This is a genomic window from Bifidobacterium sp. UTCIF-39, from assembly GCF_006408715.1.
In the GTDB taxonomy this organism is placed as follows: domain Bacteria; phylum Actinomycetota; class Actinomycetes; order Actinomycetales; family Bifidobacteriaceae; genus Galliscardovia; species Galliscardovia tissieri.
The window spans coordinates 134413-158764 of sequence record NZ_JEOG01000006.1; the positions used below are offsets into that span (position 1 = coordinate 134413).

Consider the following 24352-nt stretch of genomic DNA (forward strand, 5'->3'; position numbering starts at 1 on the left):
CGGGAACGTCGGGAAAAAGATGCGTGTTGCCGATGACGATGCCGGTCATGCCCCGGTCACGTCGTCGACAACACGCATCGAATCACAACTCGAAGCCGAGCTCGCGGGCGGCGTCGGTGGGCACCGGATCCTCGCACCAGTAGTCCTCAAGGTTGTCGTAGGTGGTCAGGCTGCGGATCTCGGCCTTGTCGATGTACAGTTCGCCACTGAGATGATCGGTCTCATGCTGGAAAATGCGTGCCGGCCAGCCGTGCAGCTGCTCCTTGTGGTGCTGGCCGTTCTCGTCGTCCCACTCGGCGGTGATGTCGAGCCAACGACGTCGCACCGCCTGATATCCGTCAAAGCTCAGGCAGCCCTCATAGAAGCTGGCCGTCTTCTCCCCCACCGGCGTGTACACGGGGTTGATGATCGCATGGAATGGGAATTCAGCCACCTCGCGGGGATCGTCCTCGTCGTCGCGCACATGGTCCTCCACCACGGCGAGGGCGAGCCCCAGCCCGATCTGTGTGGCGGCGAGGCCGACGCCGGGAGCCTCGATCATGGTGTGACGCATGGTCTCGATGAGCTTCTTCAGCGTGTTCTTCGTCAGCTGACCGGTATAGCGCGCGGTCTGCTGACGCAGCACGGGCTCTCCCGCCTGCACGATGGGCAGCAGACCATCGTTGGCCTTGGCGTCCTTGAGCATGAGTTCCACATCGCGATTGAGGCCCATGTCGATCTTGGTGTTCTTTCCAAACATAACGATTCTCCTTTGAGTCAGTACCTTGCTGGGTCAGTACCTTGCTGAGTCAGTACCCTGCCTCGCTGAGTCGATGATTCGAATCAGCGAGGCGGTAAGTGCACAGGCCGTTGAACGGCTCGCGCCCCGCACCGTCGCAACCGACGGCGAGAGGCGCGAGCATACGCGCGACACGCGCGGAATCGGACCCGATGAAGGTGTTACAGGGCGAGTTCGTCGGCCACGACCTGGGCCAGACGCGCGCACACCTCGTCGGCCTGCTCCTGAGTGGCGGCCTCGGCCATCACACGGACCAGCGGCTCGGTGCCGGACGGGCGCAGCAGCACGCGGCCGGTGTCGCCGAGCAGCTTCGATTCGCGCTCCACGGCGGCCTGCACCTTGGCGTTCGTGTTGGCGGCCAGCTTGTCGACGTTCGGCACGTTGACAAGCTGCTGCGGCAGCTGCGGGAAGTCGGCGGCCAGTTCCTTGAGGCTCTTGCCGGACTTGACGACCTCGTTGCACAGCGTCAGCGCGGTAAGCGTGCCGTCGCCCGTGGTCGCGAACTCACGGTTGATCACGTGGCCGGACTGCTCGCCGCCCAGCGAATAGTTGCCCTTGAGCATTTCCTCGAGCACATAGCGATCACCCACGCTGGTCTGCACGGTCTTGATGCCCATGTCCTTGAGCGCCAGCTTGAGGCCGAGGTTGCTCATCACGGTCACGACGAGCGTGTCGTGGTTGAGCTTGCCCTCACGCTTCTTGGCACGGGCCAGAATGCCCATGATCTGATCGCCGTTGACCATGTTGCCATCCTCGTCCACGGCGAGGCAACGGTCGGCGTCACCGTCGAACGCCACACCCATCACCGCGTCGGACGCCTTGACCATGGCCTGCAGCTGCTCGGGATGCGTGCTGCCGGCGTGCTTGTTGATGTTGTAGCCGTCCGGGGACGCATTGATGACGATCACGTCGGCACCCGCGCGACGCAGAGCCGTCGGGGCCACGACGGAGGTGGCGCCGTTGGCGCAGTCGGCCACGATCTTCAGACCCTTCAGCGGCTTGGTCTGCGTCTTGTCGTCGTTCAGCGGCGCGATGGAGGAGACCAGATGGTCGATGTACAGCTTGGTGGCGGTTTCCGTATCGTGCGAGATGCGGCCCACGCCGGCACCGGTGGGGCGATCCCAGTCCTTGCCGAGCACCGCCTCGATCTCGTCCTCCTTGGCGTCGGGCAGCTTGAAGCCGCCGCGGGCGAAGAACTTGATGCCGTTGTCGGGCATGGGATTGTGCGACGCGGAGATCACGGCACCCATCTCAACGTTCAGCACGGACGTGAGATAGGCCACGCCAGGCGTGGGGATGATGCCCGCGTCGATGACATCGAATCCGCCGGCGCTCATGCCTGCCGACAGCGCGGCGGCGAGGAAATCGCCAGAGACACGCGTATCGCGGCCCACCAACGCACGTCGGCGTCCTTCGCTTTGGTCATCGCCCAGCACTCGCACGGCTGCATCGCCAAGATCAAGCGCCAACTGAGCGGTCAGATCACGGTTCGCCAATCCACGAACACCATCGGTTCCGAACATCTTCGGCATATTGCCATACCCTCTATCTGAAAAAGAAGCATTACCGAGCACCATGGTACTCATGGACATGCCTGCGCTACGCCATGCCTCATGAATACTGCCCGTTTTCATCGCATTTGCCTTGCAAACCTCGCAACGACGACGGATCGCATGAACCGTATGATGTGTGGTATTCGATATCCGATCGAGGGGAGCATGATGGGCGACGGCGCAATGCGGCAGGACGGCGTGCTGGTGAGGATCACGGGATACGACGAGGGGCGCGTGCACTACTACGGCGTGATGCCGAACGGCCACGCCACGCAACTGACCTTTCCTCATCAGGAGGTGCTCGACATCGGCGACGTGATGCTGGTGGGCACAGATTTCTACGTGAAGGCGCCGGAATCGGCCTGGCCGCTGAAATCCCGCGTCGGCGTGGTCCGACGTGCGCTTGACGACTGCGTCATACTGGAGACCTCCGATGGGCTGGAGATCCTAGAGGGCGATTATCCGCAGTCCATCATGCCGGGCAACACCGTGGAGTTCACCGATCTGTTCGGCATCGAACGGGTGCTGTGGCCCACGGCGATCAGACCCGGCGAAAGCGACCATGACGACGACATCAAGCAGTACCGGATCACCCCAAGTGATGATCCGTCACTGACTTTCGCATCGTTCGGCGGATACGAGCAGGTCATCGTCCGCGCCAAGGAGCTGATCGAAACCCAGTTGGGCAACAGCGCGCAGATGCGTGCGATCGGCGCGAAACCGATCAAGGGCGTGATCTTCACCGGGGCACCGGGAACCGGCAAGACCCATCTGGCGAGAATCATCGCCAATGTGGCCGACGCGCAGTTTTACCTCGTCTCCGGACCGACCATCGTCAGCAAATACGTGGGAGACAGCGAGGAGACGCTGCGCATGATCTTCGCCGCCGCGCAAAGCGATCGGCGGGCCATTATCTTCTTCGATGAGATCGACTCCATCGCCGGGTCCCGCGACGCCGACACGAACGGCGTGGGCAAGCGTCTGGTGGCGCAACTGCTGACGTTGATGGACGGATTCGCATCCAAGGGCAATGTGGTGGTGGTCGCGGCGACCAACCGCATCGAGGACGTCGACCCGGCGCTGCTGCGTCCGGGACGGTTCGATTGGCAAATTCCGTTCCCGATGCCAAGTGAGCATGACCGGCTGGGGATTCTGCGCGTGCAGGAGCGCGCGCTCCGAACCGAAGGGGAACTGCCACTGGCCGATATCGCCGCCCGCACCGAGGGCTGGAGCGGTGCCGAGGTGTGCGCCATATGGACCGAGGCGGCGCTGGTCGCGGCCAAGGATAATCGCAGTGCGATCCGGTCGGATGATCTCATGACCGCGTTCGAACGGGTTGAACGCCGTCCGGAGCTGCGCCGGCATCGAGGCTGAACGCACACGAATCCGTGCGCACGAATATGCACGATCCGGTCGATAACGATGACCACGTCAGATCATCATCAACCGGATCGTGCGAATCATCAGATCGCCGAATCACCAGCTCATCGAATCACTCACTGGCCTTGGCGTAGAGCTTGCCGCCCTGGGCGCGGAACTTCTCGCTCATCTGGTCCATGCCCGCGGCGATGTCCTCGGCGCTCATGGCGGCACCGGACCGCACGCCGCTGTCGGCGACCGCCTGAGCGGCCACATCGACGGCCGGCACCTTGCCGGAGATGGTGTCCTGCACCAGCTGCTCCTGCTGCGCCGCGTTGCCGAACTTCTTGCGGATGTTCTGGCTGATGGCCATGGAGCAGAACTTCGGTCCGCACATGGAGCAGAAGTGCGCCATCTTGGCCGGCTCGGCGGGCAGCGTCTCGTCATGGAAGGCGATGGCGGTGTCCGGATCGTAGGCAAGGTTAAACTGGTCGAGCCAACGGAATTCGAAACGCGCCTTGGAGATCGCGAGATCGCGGTCCTGGGCGTGCGGATGATGCTTGGCGATGTCGGCCGCGTGGCAGGCGATCTTGTAGGCGATCACACCCTGCTTCACATCGTCCTTGTTCGGCAGACCGAGGTGTTCCTTCGGCGTGACGTAGCACAGCATGGCCGTGCCGTAGCGGGCGATCTCCACACCGCCGATGGCGGAGGTGATGTGATCGTAGCCGGGTGCCGTATCGGTGGTAAGCGGTCCGAGCGTGTAGAACGGAGCGCCGGAGCATACCGCCTTCTCCAGTTCGATGTTCATGCGCACGGTGTCGAACGGAATGTGGCCCGGGCCCTCGATCATCACCTGCACGTCCTTGGCCCAGGCGCGCTGGGTGAGCTCACCCAGAGTCATGAGCTCGGCCAGCTGGGCGGCATCGTTGGCATCGGCCAGCGAACCCGGACGCAGACCGTCACCCAATGAGAACGCCACGTCGTACTTGGCGAAGATGTCGCACAGTTCGTCGAAGTGCGTGTACAGGAAGCTTTCCTGATGGTGCTGCAGGCACCACTCGGCCATGATCGAACCGCCACGAGAGACGATGCCGGTCACGCGGTTGGCGGTAAGCGGCACGAAGCGCAGCAGCACGCCCGCGTGGATGGTCATGTAGTCCACGCCCTGCTCGCACTGCTCGATCACAGTGTCGCGGAACAGCTCCCAACTGAGCTTGGAGGCGTCGTCCTCCACCTTCTCGAGGGCCTGATACATCGGCACGGTGCCGATCGGAACCGGGGAGTTGCGCAGGATCCATTCGCGCGTGGTGTGAATGTCGTTGCCGGTGGACAGGTCCATCACGGTGTCGGCACCCCACTTGGTGGCCCACGTGAGCTTCTCCACCTCCTCATCGATGGAGCTGGTAACCGCGGAGTTGCCCATGTTGGCGTTGAGCTTGGTGAGGAACTTCTCGCCGATGATCATCGGCTCAGCCTCGGGGTGGTTGATGTTGCACGGCATGACGGCGTGACCGGATGCCAGCTCCGAACGCACGAGCTCCACATCGCAGTTCTCGCGCTCGGCGACGAACTTCATTTCGGGGGTGATGATGCCATGGCGGGCGTACCACATCTGGGTCACCGGATGGTCTTTGGCCTTCATCGGGTTGTGACGACGGCCTCGCCATTCCTTGGTGGCCTTGCCGCGCTTCATGGCGCGCTTGCCGTCATCGGCGAGGTTGCGACGACGCCCCTCGTACTCCTCGACATCGCCACGGTCCTTGATCCATGCGAGGCGAAGAGGCTGCAGACCCTCCTTCGGATCGCACTTGGGGCCTTCGGTGCTGTAGTCGATGAACGGCGGGTTCGGTCCGACTCCGGGGGTGTCGGACAGCTTGATCTCGGTGTACGGCACTTCCAGATCGTAGGTGCCGTGCTGGTTTTCGAAATGCACGGTCTTGGTCTTGCGGATGTGCGCCTTGTCACGCTGCTTGGAGTCACGGGCGGCGATGTCGACGCGCTGCTGCTTGGCAAGCTTGGCGGCGGCCTTGGCATCCTTGGCGTTGGTGAACTTTTTCTCGGCGGCGGGTTCGGCCGAGGGTTCGGCGGCAGGCTTCTCGGCACGCTTGGCGTAACCGTGACGGGCGTCGCCACGCACCGACTTCCATGCATCCACCATGGCCTGGGCCGCGGCCTGCGGATCCGACGCCTCGGTGATCGCCTTGGTGACGAACCATCCGGCGGCCTTGGTCCCGGCCAGCGTGGCGATGTCGTCGACGGTCACTCCCCCGACGACCGCCACCGGGTACACGCAGGCCGTGGCCATGGTGTTCACACGATCCACGGTGAGCAGGGTACCGTGCTCGTCGGCGGCCGATGCGGCCTCGAGCTCGGGGGTGGCCATGTGGAACGGGGTGGCCGCGATGTAGTCGATGCATCCCTCCGGGATCTCGTTGAGGATCGGCACCAGACCCTCGATCTCGGCGGACAGGCCGATGATGGCGTCATCGCCGAGCAGTTCACGTGCCTCGCGCGGTTCCACATCGTTCGGTCCCAGATGGACACCGTCGACCTTGATGCCCTTGTTGCGGCACTGCCAGACGACGTCGGCACGACCGTCGAGCACCAGGGCGACGGAGTCCGACTTGTCGTTGTCCTCGATGATCTGGGCCACATCCTGGGCCAGACCGGCGAGATCACGGGCGGTGACGTGGCGTGCGGAAACGCGGATGAACGTCACTCCGCCACGCAGCGCGTCGTCCACCACATCGGTGATGACGCCATTGGCAATGTCCTGCGGTCCGACGACGAGCGATGCCGACAGATCGAAACCGTCACGCATCGAAACGTAGGGGAACCGTTGTGATTGTGCAGGATTCTGCATGAACTTTCCTAACTTCCTACGGCGGCATTACCCGACCAGGTTCTACGGTCTCGGACGCTTTCCGATCTCAGCCCTCGCATTTGGGCACCCGTGTGGACATGATTCACGCTAGCACTGCATACCGCGATTCCCCATATTGATCTGGCGTGTCGTAATGGTTTGTGGTAGCACCCGCCGTCATTACATGACGGCGACCGTGGATCACAGACCGAACAATGCCTTGACCCGGGCGATGATGCCTTCCTGGGACGCCTTGTCATCGGCGGTACTGACGGCATCCTTAGCAGCGGCGGAGCCGTTCGCATTGTCGTCCGTTTCGGGCTTGTCAACGCCGGACACCACGTAGGTGAACTGCACGCGATCCACGTTGGTATTGTCGGGCGCGACGAACGAATGCGGCGTGAAACCGGTACCGAGTTTGTCGTCAATGGTCTTCTGCAGTTCGTCGAGCACCTTGCGGTCGATGCCGTTGACGGATTCGGCGAGCGCCGCATTCCCTTCGGCGAGGGTTCGGGTGCCGGAGGCCGCCGTCTGCGCTCCTTCGGCCAGTTGACTGGCACCTGACTTGGCGTTTTGCGTTCCGTCGGCCAGTTCGCTTGTCCCCTGTGCGAGTGTTGACGCGCCGGAATGGAGCGTGGACGCTCCCGTTGCAAGGGTTCCGGAGCCTGAGGCGAGTTCGGATGCGCCCGCATTGACTGCGGCGGATCCGTCCGCGACCTGCTTGGCTGCGGTGTTCAGTGCGTCCAGCGAGTCGGATGGCATGGCGTTCAGTCCCTGTGCGACCTGATTCATGCCGTTGGCGAGCTGTGCGGCACCGCCGGCGACGGTGGAGGATTGCGTGGCGTCGAATTGGTTGTTCAGTGTTGCGGCACCGGTGTTGAGCGAGTCGATGCCATCGCCGAGCTGGGCGTATCCGTCGGATGCCTGCTTGAGCGCCTGGGCGCTACCGGTGTAGGCGCCGGCCGTTTGGTTGGCTTTGGCGAACGCTTCGATGGCCTGATTAAGCGCCGCCTGCTTGTCGGCGTTCTGCGGATCGACGACGTAGGCCTGCAGTGCGGTCTGCATTTGCTGCTGGGCGGCAGCGGCCTGCTGCGCCGCCTGCTGCGCGGCGGTTTCTGCGGTCTGCTGGCTTTGTTTCAGTGTTGTCTGGTACTGGCTGCTTCCAGTGCTGAGTGCACCGATGCCGCTGTGGAGGTTCTGCCAGCCGTCCTTCAGCGTCGGCTGTGAGGGGTCGTTGCTGGATTCGCCAAGCTGGTGGGCGAGCGTGTTCGCGCCTGAGGTCAGCTGTGGCACTGCCGCGGAGACAGCGCCGACACCGGTGGTGAGTGCGTTGACGCCGTTGGCGAGCTGTTGCGAACCGGAGGCCAGCGTCTGTGTGCCTTGGGCGAGTGACGTGGCACCCTGTTGGACACCCTGTGCACCGGCGGCGAGCGAGCCGGTTCCGTCCGCCAATTGCGAGGCTCCGGTGTTCACACTGCTCGCGCCATTGTGCAGCGCGGCGAGGCCCTGATCGAGCGTGTTCGCGCCGGATGCCAAGGTCGCGTTCCCATCGGCGAGCTGCGATGAACCGTCGGCGAGCTGGGTGGTGGCGTCTTCAAGCTTGCTGGTCTGTTCGGTGAGTTTCGAGGTGTCCTGCGAGCTCAGGTCGATGGCGAGGTCGAGGTTCATGCCGGCGATCTGCCATCCGGAGTATTGGAAGTCCTTGGCGGTGCCGTGGATGTGGAATGTCTGGGATTCCCCGGGCAGCACCATGGCCGAGACCACGGTGTTGCTGCCGGATGTCGCCAACGTGGCGTCGGAGTCGGTGATGTCATAGGCGTTTTGCGGGAACGTACCCTGCGCCTGCAGCACGTAGCTTTCGGAGAAGTCCTTGACGGTGTCATCGTCGTTGGCGTTGATGGCGAGCGTGATGTCGAGGTCGCCGTTCCTGCCCGCAAGGTCATCGGGGTCGATGGTCGTGCCGTCGAGCGTATAGGTGATCGCGATGGTCCATGGCAGGGGGGTGTCTGCAGCCATGTCCCCCTGGTAGTAGAACGGCTGGTCGGCGGTGGTGGTCAGTGATACGTGACCGTCCTGCTGTCGGAGTTTCTGGTCCGTCGTCAGGTTGGTGACGTTCGTGTAGTCGGATGGATCGTCGATGTCGGTTGCGGCGTTCGCATCGAACACGTTGACGACGTAGATGCCCTGTGCGGCACCGTCGGCCGCGGTTTTGACATAGACGACCTCGTTTTTCTTGCCGGATGACGGCTCTCCGATCGCGGAGGCGTCGGCTACGGTGCGCGTGGCGGATGCCGCCGTCGCGGACGGTTCCCCGGCCGAGGCGACGCCGATGCCGAAGATGGATGCGGTCAGCACGGCGATGGCGGATGATGCGGCGACGATGGATCGCAGCGAACCGCCGGATGACATGTGCATCATGGGAAAACTCCTTAGTTGGGTCTTTGACAACTGGACTACAGATAGGTGAGTTTGAATGGGTTGTATGGATGATTCGTGATCAGGTCCGCGCGATTATTTCCGCGAGGGGATGCGAAACATGGTGGTGCGCTGGATCAGTGGGTCGGTGACGCGCAGCAGCCATGGCAGGAACACGAACATCATGAGCATGGAGAGGAACGCACCGCGACCGATGAGCGTGCCGAGTTCGGAGATCACGCCGTTGGTGGCGATGAGGTTCACCGATATTCCGGCACAGATGAGGATCGTGGCGGAGGTCAGGATCGTCACGGCGGAATGGTGGATCGCCGATCGTGCGGCATCCTTCGCGTTCATGGTTCGTCGTCGGTCGAAGTATTCGCGTGCGTAGATGATCGCATAGTCCACGGCGGCGCCCAATTGCACGGCGTCGATGACGAGGTAGCCGATGTAGTTGAGGCTGCCGCCCGTCAGATACGGCACGGACAGGTTCATCCAGATGGCCACTTCGATGGCCAGGAGGATCACGATGGGAATCGAGATGCTGCGGAACATGATCATCAGCACCAGGGCGATGGAGCCGATGGAGAATATCCGCACGATCGGCGTGTCCTGGCGCACGGTATCGCGCAGATCGTAGATGCTGACCGTGTTGCCGACCAGACGGTAATCGTCGCCATAATATGCGCCAACCGTCCGTCGCATCGTCTCGACCATGTCGTAGGCGGTGTCGCTTTCCGATTCGACGTCCAATGTGATCACGATGCGCGACCAGCCATGCGACAGCACCTGATCCGCCGTGGATTCGGGCACGATTGCGGTAGGGAGCGCGCGCCCGGCCTCGGTGATGTATGAGGTCACGCCGGTGACGTGATCCAGCCGTTCGATGGCATCGACGGTCTTCTGCTCGTCGGCCCACCGGCCTTCGGGAACCATGACGACCCATGTCTCCGATTTGCCGAATGCGTCGTCGATACGCTTGCTCTCCCGTTCCTGCACGCTGCCGGGTGCGGTCATGCCGGACGCGCCGTAGACGAAATCGTTGCGATCCTGCGCCAGATAGGAAGGAACCGCGCAGACGATGATGACCAGTGCCGCCGGCAGCATGATCCTCTGGCAGACTTCGGCGAATCGGCGGAACGACGGCAGCAGGTAGCGGTGGCGCAACGCGTTCAGCGGCTTCAGCATCATGAGAATCAGGCATGGCATGAGGAACATGACGGACAGGAAACTGAACACGATGCCCTTGGCGAGCACGACGCCCATGTTCACGCCGATGCCGAAGCGCATGACGGTGAGCGACAGGAATCCGAAGAACGTGACGGCAGCACTGGAGAGCACAACGGAGAAGCCGCGCATCATCGCGTGTGCCATGGCTTCTTCGGGGTCGACGTACCGTTGCTGCTCCCTGCGGAACGTGTGCAACAGCACGATCGCGTAATCCATGGATACAGCCAGCTGCAGAATGGCACCACAGATCTGGCTGATGAACGAGATCTCCCCCAGCACGATGTTCGTACCCATGTTGATGACGACAGCCACGCCGATGACGATGAGGAAGATCACCGGTTCGAACCACGAGTTTGACGTGAGCAGCAGAATCAGCACCACGACGGCCACGGCCGCAAGCATGATATAGACTACCTGCTGCGCCGTGGACTGCTGGGCGTCGGCGGTGCTGACGGCGTCGCCGGACATCGACACGCGGGTCGCGCCATCCCGTTCGGCAACGGCACGGGTATCCCGCAACGCCGTCGGACCCTTGTCCGATTCGACGGTGAGCTGGTACAGATATCCGTCGTCGGTCTTCCATGTCGATACCGTCTTGGCATCCTGCACGGAGGCCGGCTGCCTGATATCGACGACGCTGCCGAGCCACATGACCTCGGTCACGCCATCGACGTCGGCGAGTTCCTTGGAGATCGTCTCCGCCTGCGCGGCGTCGATGCCTTCGGCATACAGACGGGCATTGGGAGTGCCACCGCCGAATGCGGATTTCATGTCGTCGAGCGCGACGACGGACGGGGAATCCTTCGGCAGATAGTCCGTCATCGAATAGTTCACGCCAACGTACGGATATATCACTCCGCACACGAGAGTAAGCAGGGCGAAGAACCCCACCACCCATCGGCGGTGATGCAGCAGCCCCTTGCAGACGTTCAGCATGGTTTTCGTCTTCCGTTTCCACAGTGCCATACGACAGGTGATCCCTCGCACGGCAGTCATCACACAACAACCGATATATATGCAACATATGAACATTAACCAACAGTTGTTGTTTTACAATTGGCATTATGACAACGACGACATCGGGAAACAACCGCCACCGAAGGCAACGAACGTCGCCTAGACGACAAGATAATCAACAAGTGTTGTTTATCTCGAATATCGATGTCCCGAACCGAAAGCGAGAACCATCATGGACCGTCGAATGCGTCGAACCCGTACGCAACTGCTGCGGGCCCTCATCAGCCTGTTGGAGACCAAGCCACTGAACGACATCACAGTGACGGAACTGACAAGAATCGCCGACATCAACCGAGCCACGTTCTACGCGCACTACAAGGACGTGTACGAACTGTTCGACGAACTGAAAACCGAATGCTGCATCATGCTCCGCGAACTCATCGTGCGGCACGCCGAGGAGATCCAGCATGGCGACACAGCCGGTATTACCCGGGAGATCTTCGAATACTTCGACGACAACGAGCAGATGTTCACGCTGCTGACGTACAACGGGGACACGACGCTATACGGCGACATCATCATCACCCTGCAGAATGCGCTCGCCGAAACGGTGCTGCCTGTTAAGTGCGGGGAGCATTTCTCGAACCGTCGAACGGTCAATCGCGACGATCATCAGGAAATGATGCTGTTCGTCTACCAATTCGACTTCATCGTGGGCGGGCTGGTGAGCCTTCTTCAGCGATGGTTCACCAACGGCCGCAAGGAAAGCGTGGAAACCATGGCGGCCCTGGCCGACAACTACGTGCAGCGCATCGGCCCCGAGGCGTTCGAGCGCAGCATGAGCCTGATCGAAGCCGACGGCGCCAAAGTCGTCGCCCGGACCGTCTAGCGACCGTCGGACCGAAGAAACGAGCACGCGATCCACAGCCGCACACGCGAGGATTCCCGCCCCAGATCCAGTCCGAGCAACCGCTCGATTCTGTCGAGACGGTTCTCCACGGTGTGTCGATGCACTCCCAGCGCCTTGGCGGCATCGTCATCGCCGACGATCAACCATGCACGACGGTCGTAGACGCCTAATACGGCGGCCTTGGATCCGGACACGATACCACCGGAATCCATCGCCGCATACAGTCGCTCCACTACACACACCATGTACGCCGTGCGTTGCGCACGTCACGCCATGCGATCAACCCTCTTCTCATTCCTGCGCGATGGTGGTGTCGGCGAGCTTGTACTCGCCCAACGTGGTGACGGAGAAGTCCTTCACCTGATCACGGACGGCAAACAGTCCCGGCTTGTACACCAGCGGGATCTCCGGCGCATCGTCGGCGATGATCTGCTGCACCTGCGCGTAGTACCTGAGTCGGGTGTCGCGATCGGAATCGGCGGCCGCCTTCTTGATCAGATCGTCCACCTGCGGATTGGCGTACCCGGAATTCACGTTCGCACTGGACGAGAACATGTACTGCATCCATTCGTCGGGATCGGAGATGTCGTTGGTCATCTCGAACATGGCCACGTCGAAGTCGCCGGACGTGCGGTTGGAGTACACGGTGGTGGAATCCAGCGTCTGCAACGTCACGTCCACGCCAAGGTCCTTCCACGACTCCTGCAGGATCTGCGCGAGCATCGCCTTCTCCGGATCTCCGGACTGCACCTGAATCGTCAGCGAGAAATGCTTGGGGGCGTTCGACTTGGCGAGTTCCTCCTTCGCCTTCTCCATGCTGTATCGCAGATCCTTCACATCTTTGGAATATCCCATGAGGTTCTTCGACAGCATGGAATTCGCCGACTCGGCCTGACCGTAGTACACGGCGCGCACGATGGCTTGCTTGTCGATGGCGTAGGCGAGCGCGCGGCGTACATGCACGTCATCGAGTGGCTTCTTGCGGTTGTTGAGGTTCACCCAGATCAGCGACGTAGAGGGGAACGACGCCACGTGCACGTTCTTGGTCTTGTTGAGCGCCGACACGGACACGGCCGTGGGGAATTCGTCAATCTGCGCCTGTCCGGACTGCACCATCTGGCTGCGCGTGTTGGCATCAGACACGTATTTGAAGGTCACCGAGTTGAGTTTGGGCTTGCCCTTCTCCCAGTAGTCGTTGTTGCGGACGAATTTGATGTAGTCGCCCTTCTTCCATTCGCCCACCTTGTATGGGCCGGTGCCGATGGGGTTGGATCGAAACGCCGTTTCGCTCATACCGGCGAAGTCGGCGGGCATGATCGAGATGGCAGACATCGACAGGTCGCTGAGCAGCGGGGCCCACGGCTCCGACAGATCGATGCGCACCGTGTAGTCGTCGATCACGTCCACGCCGCTGATCGCCTCGAACAGGAACTGCCACGGCTTGTCGTCGCGGGCGGTTCGGGCGAAGTCGATGGAGAACTTCACGTCCTTGGAGGTCATTTCGGTGCCGTTGTGGAATTTCACACCGTGCCGCAGGTGGAACGTCCACGACAGCTGGTCGGCGGACTCGTCCCATGATTCGGCGAGTCCGGGTTCTACGCCGGAACCGTCGGCCTTGTTGCGGGTGAGCGTCTGATAGACCTGCTGGATCGCCCAGATATCGCCATTGCTGTAGCCGGTGGCGGGCAGCATGTCGGTGGTTTCCAGCGAGCGCGCCACGACGAGGTCCTGCGTGTCGGCCGCGGTCGAATGGGATCCGCATGCGGATACGGATATCATCATCACGGCGGCGAGCACCATGGCCGCCGCCTTGCTCAGCATCGGGATCATTCGCATCATGCCTGCTCCTCGTCGTGTTCGACATCGTTCGTTCCGGCCGCCAGTCGTTCCACGTATGCGCTGGACAGTTTGGGGATGGCGTCGATCAGACGCCGTGTGTAGGCGTTGGCGGGGTGGCTGAACACCTGTTCGGTGGGGCCTTCCTCCACGAGGTCGCCGTGGTAGATCACGTAGGTGCGTTCGCAGATGGATCGCACGATGTTGAGGTCGTGCGAGATGAACAGGATCGACAGGTCGAGCCGCTTGTTGAGGTCCATGAGCAGGTTGATGATGCCCGCCTGTACGGAGACGTCGAGCGCGGCGGTGGGTTCGTCGGCTATGAGCAGCCATGGGCGTACGGCGAGCGCGCGGGCGATGGCGACTCGTTGGCGTTGTCCGCCGGACATTTCCGCCGGCAGGGCGTCGAGCATTTCGACGGGCAGCTCGACCAGGTTCATCAGGTATTCACAGTATTCGTCCGCCTGCGTGACCATGACCACCTTGTGGTAGAGGATTACTTCGCGCAGCATCTTGCGTACGGTCAGGCGCGGGTCGAGTGAGGCGTACGGATCCTGGAAGACCATCTGGATCTCGCGCCACTGTTCGCGGGTGCGTTTGCGGCCAAGTTCGTGTCCGTCGAATTCGATGGTTCCCGTGTAGTTGTCGTTGAGTCCGACGACGGCTCGGGAGATGGTGGACTTGCCAGATCCGGATTCGCCGACGAGTCCGACGATCTCGCCGAGGTCCACGTGCAGATCGGCGTGCTTGACCGCAGTGAACCGGGTTTTGCGACCGTGCTGACGGGTGACGAATTCGATGTTCAGCCCGCGTACGTCGAGCAGTCTGGTCTGGTGGGGCTGCGGCTGGGATGATTCTCCGAACGGGTTGACGATGCGTCCTTCGTTGCCTGTCTGTTCGGCCTTGGCTTCGGCCGTTTCGATCATGTCGTTCCATGTGGCCATGATCATGCTCCTTTCCGGCCGCTGTCGGCGTTGCCGTCGCTGTTGTCGACGCTGTTGTCGACGCCCCCGTTGTCATCTCCGGTCTTGGCGGCCTTCATGACGCCCTTGAGGTACGGCGTGGAGCTGAGCAACTGCCGCGTGTACGAATCCTTGGGCGTGTCGAAGACGTCGCGCAGGGTGCCTTCTTCGACGATCCGTCCGTGGTAGATCACACTGAGTGTTCCGCATAGTTGCGAGACAACGGCCAGATCGTGCGTCACGTACAGTAGTGCGGTGCCGGAGTCAGCGATGGACCGGAAGATGTCGAGGATCTGCTGCTGGATGGTCACGTCGAGCGCGGTGGTTGGTTCGTCGCAGAGCAACACCTTGGGTTTGCATGCGATGGCGGCGGCAATCATCACGCGTTGGCGCATGCCGCCGGACAGTTCGAACGGATAGGAGTCGAATCGGTCCTCGGGGTTGGTGATACCGACGCTTTCCATGAGTTCAATGGCTCGGGCGCGGGCGTCGGCACGGCTGAGATGCTCCTGTTCGCGCAGTGCGTCCACGATCTGCCAGCCGACCTTCATGATCGGATTCAACGCCACGGCCGGCTCCTGAAATACCATGGACACGCCCTTGCCGCGTATGACGGGATCGTAGTTCGGCGCTGACGGTCCCAGCACTTCCTTTCCGCAGACCTTGATGCTTCCGGAACGATAATGTGCGCCCTTGGAGAACAGCCCCATCACGGCGCGCAATGTCAGGCTCTTGCCGGATCCGGATTCGCCCACGAGGCCATGGGATTCGCCGGGGCGTACGCGGATGGTGAGGTTTTTCACCGCGGGGACGCGTTCGCCGTGCTTGTCCACGTCGATGGTGAGATCGACGATCTCAAGCGCGTATTCGTAGTCCGGTGTGGTCTTGCCGGATGTGGTCATGTCAGTCGCAGTCATGTCAGCGCCTCACTTTCAGCACGTTGGCGAGTCCGTCGCCGATGAACGACAATGCCAGAGAGATCAGGATGATAACGATGGTGGGGATGACGGTAAGGCTGTAGACGCCGGCGGCGAGGAACTGCTGACCGTCGTTCATCATTTGTCCCCAGTCGGGGGTGGGCGGCACGATACCGAGTCCGAAGTAGCTCAGGGTGACGATGATGCCAAGGTTCACGACGATGTCGCTCATGGCGTAGACGATGCCCTGCGATGCGATGTTGGGGATCACGTGACGGAACAGCACCCAGCCGTCGGTGAAGCCGGACGCCTTGCAGCTGGCGATGAACTCGCGGTCGCGCAGGATCAGCGTCTCACCGCGGCTGATGCGCGTGTACGGCACCCATGACACGGCGGAGATGGCAATGAAGATGGACATGCCGCCATTACCGAGCACGAATACGAGCACGATGACCAGCACGTAGAACGGGAACGATGAGACCAGATCGGCGAGTCGCATGATCACGGTGGGAACGGCGCCATCGAAGTATCCTGCGATCGCTCCCAGAATCGTGCCAATCACCAGCGGGGTGAACACGGCCATCACGGCGACGAACAAATCGATGCGGCCGCCGTACAGCAGTCGCGCCCAGATATCACGACCGTACTGGTCGGTGCCGAGCGGGTGGGCGGAGGACGAGCCGAGCATGGCCTCACGCAGGCTCTGATGGGTGGGGTCATACGGGGTGAGCAATGGTGCGGCGATGATGAGCAGCGCGATCAGACTGAGCATCACGCATCCGATGACGAGTTCCGCACCGATGCGTTTCCGGCTGCGCGGCTTGGATCCGGTGAGTTTGATCTTGGCGTAATCCTTGTTGGCCTGTGCCACGGGGATCTTGGTTTCCGACATGTCGTTCTCCTCTCTCATCCGCGCTTGGCGGCGCGCGGATCGAGGGCGCCGTATACGAGGTCGGTGATCAGATAGACCAGCACCACGATGATGCCGAACACCACGGTGAGGGTCTGCACCACGGGAAGGTCGCGCTTCATCACGGAGTCCATAAGCAGCTGACCAAGCCCGGGCACGGCGAATACATTCTCCACCACGAGCGTGCCGCCCACCAGGAATCCGACCTGAATACCGAGCACGGAGACCGCGGAGATGGAGCCGTTGCGCAGCGCGTAGTTGAACAGCACCGCCCGGCCGCTTAATCCCTTGGCCCGGCCGAAGTTCACGTATTCGCTGTTCACGGAGTCCTGCAGCGACTGGGTGAGACTGCGGATGATGATCGGCGCGATCGACACCGCCACGGCGAACGACGGCAGGATGAGGGCGGCAACGTCGACGCCGCCGGACACCGATCCGATGGGGAACCATCCGAGTTGGATGGCAAAGATCTGTAGCAGGATCGCGCCGAGGAAGAATGTGGGCCAGCCCTGTGCCACGGCGTTGAGTATGCGCACGAACTCGGTCACCACGCGCGATCCGCTGGTGGCCACCCAGACGCTCAACGGCAGGGCGATGATCACAGCGAACACCGCGGCCAGCACCATGATGATCAGTGTGACCGGCAGTCGGGTGGCGATGAGCTCGACCACCGGCGCCTTGGCGGAGTACGAGGTGCCGAGATTGCCGGTGCACAGGTCACCGAGGAACCGCAGATACTGCTGCCAGAGCGGATCGTTCAGTCCCCAGGATTCGCGTAGCGCCTCGAGCGCCTGCTTGCTGGCCTTGGGACCGAGGGCCTGCACGGCGGGATCACCGGGGGTGAGCTTCAGCAGGAAGAAGGTGAGCGTGGCACAGCCCCACACGGTGGGGATAAGCAGCAGCAGCCGTTTCCCTATGTATAACCATTTCGATCCACTCATGGCTTGCTTCCTCTCATATAGGCATCTGTAAGGGATTGTTCCTCACGAGAGGGGGTCAAACAATGGACGTTCAGTGAGTACTCTTCATCAAATTGGACATGATATCCATAGCATCGTCATCGTGAAACAATAGGGTCGCAATATTCGGAATCATCGGCGAATCGTTGATTTTGCAACGAAATGACACCCATGGGAATGGCTGCGGGACATCCATCCCGTAACACACGGCACACATGACCGCAGGAAGAACATAACGTGGAATTTACACAGGACGCGGAACGGCGTGATCATACGACCTCATGATTGCACGACTACGGCGACTACGCGGACGGCGCGGACTATCCGCGCAGGAACGAGCAGGCGATCCACAGGCGTACGCGCGACGCCTCCTGCCTCAGATCCAGTCCGAGGACCCGTTCGATCTTGGACAGACGATTCTCCACGGTGTGCCGATGCACGCCGAGCGCCTTGGCGGCGGCCCCCACGTTGAACGAGACGGCGAACAGTTCGCGGATGGTGGCCATCAACGTATCCGACTCCTGACGGGGAAGCCGTCGCAACGGTGCCAGCAACTCGGACGCATACGCCACAGCCAGTTCAGCATGAATCAGCTCGTGGGCGGAGATATCGGCAAACTCACGCCCTTCGCCATTAAGCCGGATACGGTACATGTCCTGAACGGCCGACGCAAACCCGTCCTTCAGCGCACGCCATGAGGGGCAGATGACTGACCCGCAGTCGCAGTCGTCGCGCATGCACAACGCGCCCAGCACCTCCGACGCATCGTCGTCACCGACGATCAGCCATAGACGCCGATCGTACACGCCGAACACCGCGGCACCGGATTCAGGAATGATTCCTCCGGAATCCATCACCTCGTACAGGCGATCCACTACGTCATCGCCGTCCACACAGATTAATCGCAACGGCGGCCGCGGTACGGCATGCCACAGCTCCCCCGCCATCGGCAGCAACGTCTCGCCCTGCCCATCGGCGAACGCGGCGAACATCGCGGTACGCAGACGGCCGATGCGTCTGCCGGACGACTGCAGTCGCGGCACCACGACCGACAGCACGTCGGCGGCGGCCATGGTCAGCGAACGCAACTGCACGTCGGTCCGCGCATTCCGGGGTGCGCTGGCCACCATGATGCCGGTGAGCACGCCGCCACGCCCGCCAATCGCCGCACCGGAGCCCGCCATCGAACCACCGACCGAACCGCCGGAGGATGCGGACGGATCGCGTACCACGCAGGCGCAGCAGCTATGCCCATTCTGCACGCCAAACACGGTGGTCAACGCCGGATTGGCTTGGGACTGGGCGGCCTTGGCGGCCAATCGCATGGCCCAATCCTGGGCTTGTTTGCCGAAGGTGCGGTTAGAGATGTCAACCACCGTGCCATCGGCGTCGACGTAGGCGGCCCACCCGCCGAGCAGTCTGGCCATGGTGGAGATCACGCCGTGCAGCGGGTCCTCGCCGGATGCGGATTTGAGCATCTGCCGTTGCATGAGCAGGGACCGTCGCATGGTCTCGTCATGCCGGTCGGCGATGGCCTTCGAGACGGTTTTGACGACGGCAAGGAACGGGATCCTCAGCGGTACGTCGAACATCGGCAGACCGCCGCGGGCGGCCGCATCGAGCAGGGCGGCCGGCGCGGACGGGTGCTTGACCCCTACGCCGAACCCGATGGCGAGCACGCCCGCCTGCACCAGCTGAGACACATAGCAGTCGCACCACTGCCGATAGGCCTCCCGCTCGTCGGTGAAGCGGGCCGGCAATCCCACCGCCTTGCGCGCGGCAACCAGCAGAGCGTGATCATCGGCGGCGTCCATAGGTTCCGTGGGAAAGTTCGTGCCGGTGGTAAGCAGCACCTCGCCGGGCTCGCTCCACATGGCAATGTCGGCGATCTCCGCGGGATGCACCCACGATATGGGCCGGTCGAGCGCACCCGACTCACCGGGGCAGGTCAGAACCAGCCCCAGTTCCGGGTCGGCGAGCAGACGACGAAGCGTAACGCCGTCGGATGACGGGTCACGCTTCGAGGATGATGATTCGGCGGTCATATCGGTTGCAGGCTGCGGACTACTGCAGGGATTCGTTGTACCGATTCACGGCGAGGGTGCGCTTGGAACCGGCGAGGTTCTCGAGCACCAGACGGCGCAGGGCACGATCGGCGTCCTCGTGATCGGCGAGCCAGGCGTCGCCGGCGGATACCAGCGAGGCCGGATCGGCATAGCCCGGGTACAGGCCGTTGAGCAGCGTTTCCGCCATGTGGTAGGTTTTGTTCTTCCACACCCAGTCGATCACGGTGAAGTATTCGTCGACGTACGGGTCGGCGAGCTCGCGGCTGTCGGTGCCGGAGAAGGCGTAGGCCACGGATTCCATCTGCGAGTTGGTCAGCTCGTCGTTGTGCAGGGCCTGATCCCATGCCCAACGCTTGGCCTCAGCGGTGTTGATCGCGGCCTTGGCACCCACGGCGAACTCACGGTTCTCCGTGGTGTCGCGGCGGGCGAGCTCGGCGTCGATGTCGGCGACGTCGATCAGACCCTGGTCGGCGAGCGCGTGGATCAGCGACCAGCGCAGGTTGTTGTCGATGTCGAGGCCCGGCAGCGTGAGCGTGCCGTCGAGCAGGCCGCGCACGTGTGCTTCGAATTCGCTGTCGTGACCGTAACCGAGGTAGGCCTTGAGCAGCTGGAACTGGTTGTCGGACCCGGCCTTGGCGTCAAGCGTCAGGGTCCACAGGTTCCTGGACACGTCCTCGAGCACGGCGGCGCGGCGGGCGGAGGCCACGTAGTGGTGCGCGGTGGTGCTGATCTGCGCGATCGCGTAGCGGAAGGTGGTGGATTCGGTTTCGCTGGCGAGCGCCTTGAGGCTCACGGCGATGAAGTCCTCGGCGGGCAGTTCGCCGTCGCGGGTCATGTCCCACAGGCTCAGCCACACCACGGCGCGGGTGAGCGCGTCGGAGAAGCGGTGGAGATTCTTCAGGGCGAAGTCGAGCGAGACGCTGTCGAGACGCAGCTTGGTGTAGGTGAGGTCGTCGTCGTTCACCAGGATGAACGCCGGACGCTTGAGTCCCACGGCGTCGGCCACCTCGGTCAGTTCGCCGTCCACGTCGAGTTCGAAGCGCTTGGTCCGGGTGACCGCACCGTTCTCGTCCACGTCGTAGAAGCCGACGGCGAGACGGTGCACGCGCAGCACGTTATGATCGACCGGGGCACTTTGACGCAGTGCGAGCCTGGTGATCGTATCGTCGGCGGCGGTCTCCAGTTCGGTGGCGATGGTGTTGATGCCGGCGGATTCGAGCCACTGACGGCTCCATGCCTTCAGGTCGCGGCCGCTGGTCTGTTCGAGTTCGTCGAGCAGGTCGGCCAGCGTGGCGTTGCCGTACGAGTGGGCGGTCAGGTAGTTGTGGATGCCCTGGAAGAAGCGATCACGGCCCACGTAGAACACGAGCTGCTTGAGCACGGACGCGCCCTTGGCGTAGGTGATGCCGTCGAAGTTCACGTACGTGTCGTTGAGATCGTTGATGGGAGCGACGATCGGATGCGTGGTGGGCAGCTGGTCCTGACGCAGGGCCCAGCTCTTCTCGCCGGCGCAGAACGTGGCCCAGTCGTTCGACCAGTCGGTGGCTTCGGCGGTGGCGAGCGTGGACATGAATTCGGCGAACGATTCGTTGAGCCACAGGTCGTTCCACCACTTCATCGTGACCAAGTCGCCGAACCACATGTGGGCGAGCTCGTGCAGGATGGTCTCCACGCGGCGGTTGGCCAGCGCGTCGGTCACCTTGGATTCGAACACGTAGGAGTCGCGGATCGTCACGGTGCCGATGTTCTCCATGGCGCCGGCGTTGTATTCGGGGACGAACAGCTGGTCGTACTTGGCGTACGGGTAGGGCACTCCCCACTGGTCGTTGTAGAACGCGAAGCCCTTCTTGGTGATGTCGAACAGGTAGTCCACGTCCTTGGCCATGGCGTCCTTGAGCGCCTGACGGCAGTAGATGCCCATGGGCACGGTGCGGCCGTCCTCGTTCGCGTAGTCGGTGTGCCAGCTGGCGTACGGACCGGCCACGAGGGCCGTCAGGTAGGAGCTCATCGTGGGCGTGGTGGCGAATGTCCAGCGGCGTGCGGTTTCGGCGGTCTTGTCGCCGAGCGTACCGGGTTCGGTCGTCTGGTCCAAGTCCTCGACGGATGCCACGGTACCGATGGAGATGACGTCCCACGACTTGGGTGCGGTCACGGTGAAGTCGAACGTGGCCTTGATGTCGGGTTGGTCGAATACGGCGTACATGCGGCGGGCGTCCGGGACTTCGAACTGCGTGTACAGGTACACGTTGCCGTCGGAGGGGTCCACGCTGCGGTGCAGTCCCTCGCCGGTGGTGGAGTAGCGGCACAGCGCACTGACCTCGACCGTGTTGTGCTCGGCCAGACCGGCGAGCGCCACGCGGGAGTCGGCGTATGCCGTGGCGTCGAGTGCAACGCCGTTGAGCGTGATGGATTCCACGGAGTCGGCGATCAGATCAAGGTAGGTCGACTCCCCCGGTTTGGCGTCGAAGGTGACGGTGGTGTTCGAGACGAAGGTCTTTGCGCCCTTCGTCAGGTCGAGTTCCACCGTGTATGCCGCGTGCGAGACGATTCCCGCGCGTTCCTCGGCTTCGATTCTGGTGAGATTGGCTCCCGGCATGGTTTCCCCTTCCTTGTTCGCGGTTCTGCCTGTTCGTTGTCGTTGATGCCGACCGATGGCCGCGCCCGCCATGGGCGTGTACCGGTACGGCGTACGTGTTGGTGTTGGTACGTGGTGCGGATATGCACGGATATGCGTAGGCCCCCCTCATGCGAGGGGAGCCTGAATCGTTGGCGCGACTACTCTTCCACGTCCTGCGCGATGTCGGCCACGACGGGCACGATCATCGGACGGCGGTGCAGTTTGCGCGCCACCCAGTTACCCAGCGTGCGGCGCATGATCTGCTGCAGCTGGTGGGTACTCTTGGTGCCCTGCATCATGGCGTCCTCGAGGTTCTGCACGATCTGCGACTGCACCTGACGGAATTCGCTTTCGTCCTCGGCAACGGCGTTGAGGTAGATCTTCGGGCCGTTGACCACTTCGCTGGTCTCGGTGTCGACCACGACGAAGCTGGAGACGAAGCCCTCGGTGCCGAGGATGCGACGCTTCTCGAGCTCCTCGTCGGTGAGCTCGCCGACCGAGTCGCCGTCCACGTACACGTAGTTGCACGGCACGGAGCCGACGATGGCGGCCTGACCGTGGTAGAGATCCACCACGTCGCCGTCCTCGGCCAGCACCACGCTCTGCGGGTCGACGCCGGTCTTCACGGCTATCAGGCCGTTGGCCACGAGGTGGCGGTTCTCACCGTGGATCGGCATGGCGCACTTGGGCTTGACGATGTTGTACATGTACAGCAGCTCGCCCTCATTGCAGTGACCCGACACGTGCACGGCGGCGTTGTCGCGGTTCACCACGCGGGCGCCCATCTGCACAAGCTTGTTGATCACCTTGTACACGCCATGCTCGTTGCCCGGAATCAGGGAGCTGGCCAGGATCACGGTGTCGAACTCGTTGACCTTGATGTACGGGTGGTTGCCGTCGGCGATACGGCCGAGCGCGGCCATCGGCTCACCCTGGGATCCGGTGCACATGAAGACGAGCTTGTCGTCCTGCACGTCCTCGGCCTGCTTCATGTCGATGACGGTGTTCTCGGGGATGTGCAGGTAGCCCAGATCGGAGGCGATGCCCATGTTGCGTACCATCGAACGGCCCACGAACACCACCTTGCGCCCGTACTTGTGCGCGGCGTCGACCACCTGCTGCACGCGGTGCACATGGCTGGAGAAGCTGGCGACGATGATCTTGCGCTTGGCTTCGGCGAACACGCGGTCGAGTGCCGGGCCGATGGACGTCTCCGGCTTGACGAAGCCCGGAACCTCGGCGTTGGTGGAATCCATCATGAGCAGGTCCACGCCCTGCTCGCCCAGACGGCCGAACTCCACCAGATCGGTGATGCGGTGGTCGAGCGGCAGCTGGTCGAGCTTGATGTCGCCCGTGTCGATGAGGCTGCCGGCCGGGGTCTTGACGAACACGGCGAGCGCGTCGGGGATGGAGTGGGTCACGGTGACGAACTCGAGGTTGAACGGACCGACCTTGAGACGATCACGTCCCTCGACCTCCACCTTGGTGGGGTTGAGATGATGCTCCTTGCACTTGGCGTCCACGAAGCCGAGCGTGAGCTTGGAGCCGATCAACGGGATGTCGGGACGGAGCTTGAGCAGGTAGGGCACGCCGCCGATGTGATCCTCGTGGCCGTGCGTAAGCACCAGCGCCTCGACCTTGTCGAGACGGTCCTTGATGTAGCTGAAATCAGGCAGGATCAGATCGACGCCCGGCTGCTCCTCCTCGGGGAAGAGCACACCGCAGTCGATGAGCAGCAGGTGACCGTTGTATTCGATCACGTTCATGTTGCGGCCGATCTCGCCAAGGCCACCCAGCGGCACGATGCGCATGGATCCCTTGCGGTACTTCGGCGGTGCGATCAGCTCCTGACGCTGGCCCCTGGACTGCTGGGCGGGCCTGCGGCCGCGACGGGATCCACCGCTCCTGCGGGATCCGCCGCGCTTCTTGGCGGTGTTGGAATTATTGGTGTTTGTTTCTTTGACCATTCTCTTGTTTTTCCGTTTGTTTCTTGCCCCCGCCTATACGGGAGCGACGC

The 24352-nt window shown here is 62.5% G+C and carries 16 protein-coding genes and 1 riboswitch; of the genes, 2 read left to right on the forward strand and 14 right to left on the reverse strand.

Going from position 1 to position 24352, the window contains the following annotated elements; genetic code table 11:
- Nucleotides 1-82: 82 nt before the first annotated feature.
- Entirely contained in the window at nucleotides 83-739 is a 657-nt protein-coding gene (locus EP30_RS04185; protein ID WP_140556411.1) for a peptide deformylase, read from the reverse strand.
- A 200-nt stretch (nucleotides 740-939) separates the two neighbouring features.
- A complete protein-coding gene (gene glmM / locus EP30_RS04190) occupies nucleotides 940-2310 on the reverse strand; it encodes a phosphoglucosamine mutase (RefSeq protein WP_140556413.1) in 1371 nt (456 codons plus the stop codon).
- Nucleotides 2311-2496: 186 nt separating this feature from the next.
- Here glmM and EP30_RS04195 point away from each other — a divergent pair, with 186 nt between their 5' ends.
- Nucleotides 2497-3705 (forward strand): 26S protease regulatory subunit, encoded by a 1209-nt coding sequence (locus EP30_RS04195; protein ID WP_140556471.1) that lies wholly within the window; start codon nucleotides 2497-2499, stop codon nucleotides 3703-3705.
- 118 nt (nucleotides 3706-3823) lie between these two features.
- Here the strand turns inward: EP30_RS04195 and thiC are convergent, their stop codons facing one another.
- The 3 genes from thiC to EP30_RS04210 form a co-directional block, all read right to left on the reverse strand.
- A complete protein-coding gene (gene thiC / locus EP30_RS04200) occupies nucleotides 3824-6556 on the reverse strand; it encodes a phosphomethylpyrimidine synthase ThiC (protein ID WP_258185358.1) in 2733 nt (910 codons plus the stop codon).
- Nucleotides 6552-6658: riboswitch (TPP riboswitch) on the reverse strand. It overlaps the preceding gene by 5 nt.
- 99 nt (nucleotides 6659-6757) lie before the next feature.
- Nucleotides 6758-8974, reverse strand: coding sequence for a hypothetical protein (locus EP30_RS04205; RefSeq protein WP_140556415.1), 2217 nt, complete (start codon nucleotides 8972-8974; stop codon nucleotides 6758-6760).
- A gap of 93 nt (nucleotides 8975-9067) precedes the next feature.
- Nucleotides 9068-11167 (reverse strand): RND family transporter, encoded by a 2100-nt coding sequence (locus EP30_RS04210; protein ID WP_181160783.1) that lies wholly within the window; start codon nucleotides 11165-11167, stop codon nucleotides 9068-9070.
- Between the two features lie 235 nt (nucleotides 11168-11402).
- On the opposite strand from EP30_RS04210, the gene EP30_RS04215 reads away from it, so the two are divergent.
- On the forward strand, nucleotides 11403-12047 hold the full coding sequence (locus tag EP30_RS04215) for a TetR/AcrR family transcriptional regulator (RefSeq protein ID WP_094662817.1): 645 nt from the start codon (nucleotides 11403-11405) through the stop codon (nucleotides 12045-12047).
- Here the strand turns inward: EP30_RS04215 and EP30_RS04220 are convergent.
- The 9 genes from EP30_RS04220 to EP30_RS04260 form a co-directional block, all read right to left on the reverse strand.
- The gene (locus tag EP30_RS04220; protein WP_211279421.1) at nucleotides 12044-12301 is read right to left on the reverse strand and encodes a helix-turn-helix domain-containing protein; all 258 of its coding nucleotides are present in this window, start codon (nucleotides 12299-12301) and stop codon (nucleotides 12044-12046) included. The two genes, EP30_RS04215 and EP30_RS04220, sit on opposite strands and share 4 nt — an antisense overlap.
- A 58-nt stretch (nucleotides 12302-12359) precedes the next feature.
- Nucleotides 12360-13907: an ABC transporter substrate-binding protein gene (locus EP30_RS04225; protein ID WP_181160784.1), complete on the reverse strand. Its 1548-nt coding sequence runs from the start codon at nucleotides 13905-13907 to the stop codon at nucleotides 12360-12362.
- On the reverse strand, nucleotides 13904-14848 hold the full coding sequence (locus EP30_RS04230; protein WP_158216829.1) for an ABC transporter ATP-binding protein: 945 nt from the start codon (nucleotides 14846-14848) through the stop codon (nucleotides 13904-13906). Before EP30_RS04230 ends, EP30_RS04225 begins: the two co-directional genes overlap by 4 nt.
- Before the next feature lie 2 nt (nucleotides 14849-14850).
- A complete protein-coding gene (locus tag EP30_RS04235) occupies nucleotides 14851-15783 on the reverse strand; it encodes an ABC transporter ATP-binding protein (RefSeq protein WP_140556423.1) in 933 nt (310 codons plus the stop codon).
- A gap of 1 nt (nucleotide 15784) precedes the next feature.
- Nucleotides 15785-16675, reverse strand: a complete 891-nt coding sequence (locus tag EP30_RS04240) for an ABC transporter permease (protein ID WP_181160785.1) — start codon at nucleotides 16673-16675, stop codon at nucleotides 15785-15787.
- A gap of 14 nt (nucleotides 16676-16689) precedes the next feature.
- Nucleotides 16690-17634: an ABC transporter permease gene (locus tag EP30_RS04245; RefSeq protein ID WP_094662829.1), complete on the reverse strand. Its 945-nt coding sequence runs from the start codon at nucleotides 17632-17634 to the stop codon at nucleotides 16690-16692.
- A 338-nt stretch (nucleotides 17635-17972) separates the two neighbouring features.
- Nucleotides 17973-19697: a PucR family transcriptional regulator gene (locus EP30_RS04250; protein ID WP_140556428.1), complete on the reverse strand. Its 1725-nt coding sequence runs from the start codon at nucleotides 19695-19697 to the stop codon at nucleotides 17973-17975.
- Between the two features lie 19 nt (nucleotides 19698-19716).
- A complete protein-coding gene (pepN, locus tag EP30_RS04255) occupies nucleotides 19717-22314 on the reverse strand; it encodes an aminopeptidase N (RefSeq protein WP_140556431.1) in 2598 nt (865 codons plus the stop codon).
- 179 nt (nucleotides 22315-22493) lie between these two features.
- Nucleotides 22494-24302, reverse strand: a complete 1809-nt coding sequence (locus EP30_RS04260) for a ribonuclease J (protein ID WP_140556433.1) — start codon at nucleotides 24300-24302, stop codon at nucleotides 22494-22496.
- Nucleotides 24303-24352 lie beyond the last annotated feature (50 nt).

Coding starts and splice junctions, on each gene's coding strand:
- EP30_RS04185 (WP_140556411.1), bottom strand. CDS start 739: ATGTTTGGAAAGAACACCAAGATCGACATGGGCCTCAATCGCGATGTG.
- glmM (WP_140556413.1), bottom strand. CDS start 2,310: ATGCCGAAGATGTTCGGAACCGATGGTGTTCGTGGATTGGCGAACCGT.
- EP30_RS04195 (WP_140556471.1), top strand. CDS start 2,497: ATGATGGGCGACGGCGCAATGCGGCAGGACGGCGTGCTGGTGAGGATC.
- thiC (WP_258185358.1), bottom strand. CDS start 6,556: ATGCAGAATCCTGCACAATCACAACGGTTCCCCTACGTTTCGATGCGT.
- EP30_RS04205 (WP_140556415.1), bottom strand. CDS start 8,974: ATGATGCACATGTCATCCGGCGGTTCGCTGCGATCCATCGTCGCCGCA.
- EP30_RS04210 (WP_181160783.1), bottom strand. CDS start 11,167: ATGGCACTGTGGAAACGGAAGACGAAAACCATGCTGAACGTCTGCAAG.
- EP30_RS04215 (WP_094662817.1), top strand. CDS start 11,403: ATGCGTCGAACCCGTACGCAACTGCTGCGGGCCCTCATCAGCCTGTTG.
- EP30_RS04225 (WP_181160784.1), bottom strand. CDS start 13,907: ATGATGCGAATGATCCCGATGCTGAGCAAGGCGGCGGCCATGGTGCTC.
- EP30_RS04230 (WP_158216829.1), bottom strand. CDS start 14,848: ATGGCCACATGGAACGACATGATCGAAACGGCCGAAGCCAAGGCCGAA.
- EP30_RS04235 (WP_140556423.1), bottom strand. CDS start 15,783: ATGACTGCGACTGACATGACCACATCCGGCAAGACCACACCGGACTAC.
- EP30_RS04240 (WP_181160785.1), bottom strand. CDS start 16,675: ATGTCGGAAACCAAGATCCCCGTGGCACAGGCCAACAAGGATTACGCC.
- EP30_RS04245 (WP_094662829.1), bottom strand. CDS start 17,634: ATGAGTGGATCGAAATGGTTATACATAGGGAAACGGCTGCTGCTGCTT.
- EP30_RS04250 (WP_140556428.1), bottom strand. CDS start 19,697: ATGACCGCCGAATCATCATCCTCGAAGCGTGACCCGTCATCCGACGGC.
- pepN (WP_140556431.1), bottom strand. CDS start 22,314: ATGCCGGGAGCCAATCTCACCAGAATCGAAGCCGAGGAACGCGCGGGA.
- EP30_RS04260 (WP_140556433.1), bottom strand. CDS start 24,302: ATGGTCAAAGAAACAAACACCAATAATTCCAACACCGCCAAGAAGCGC.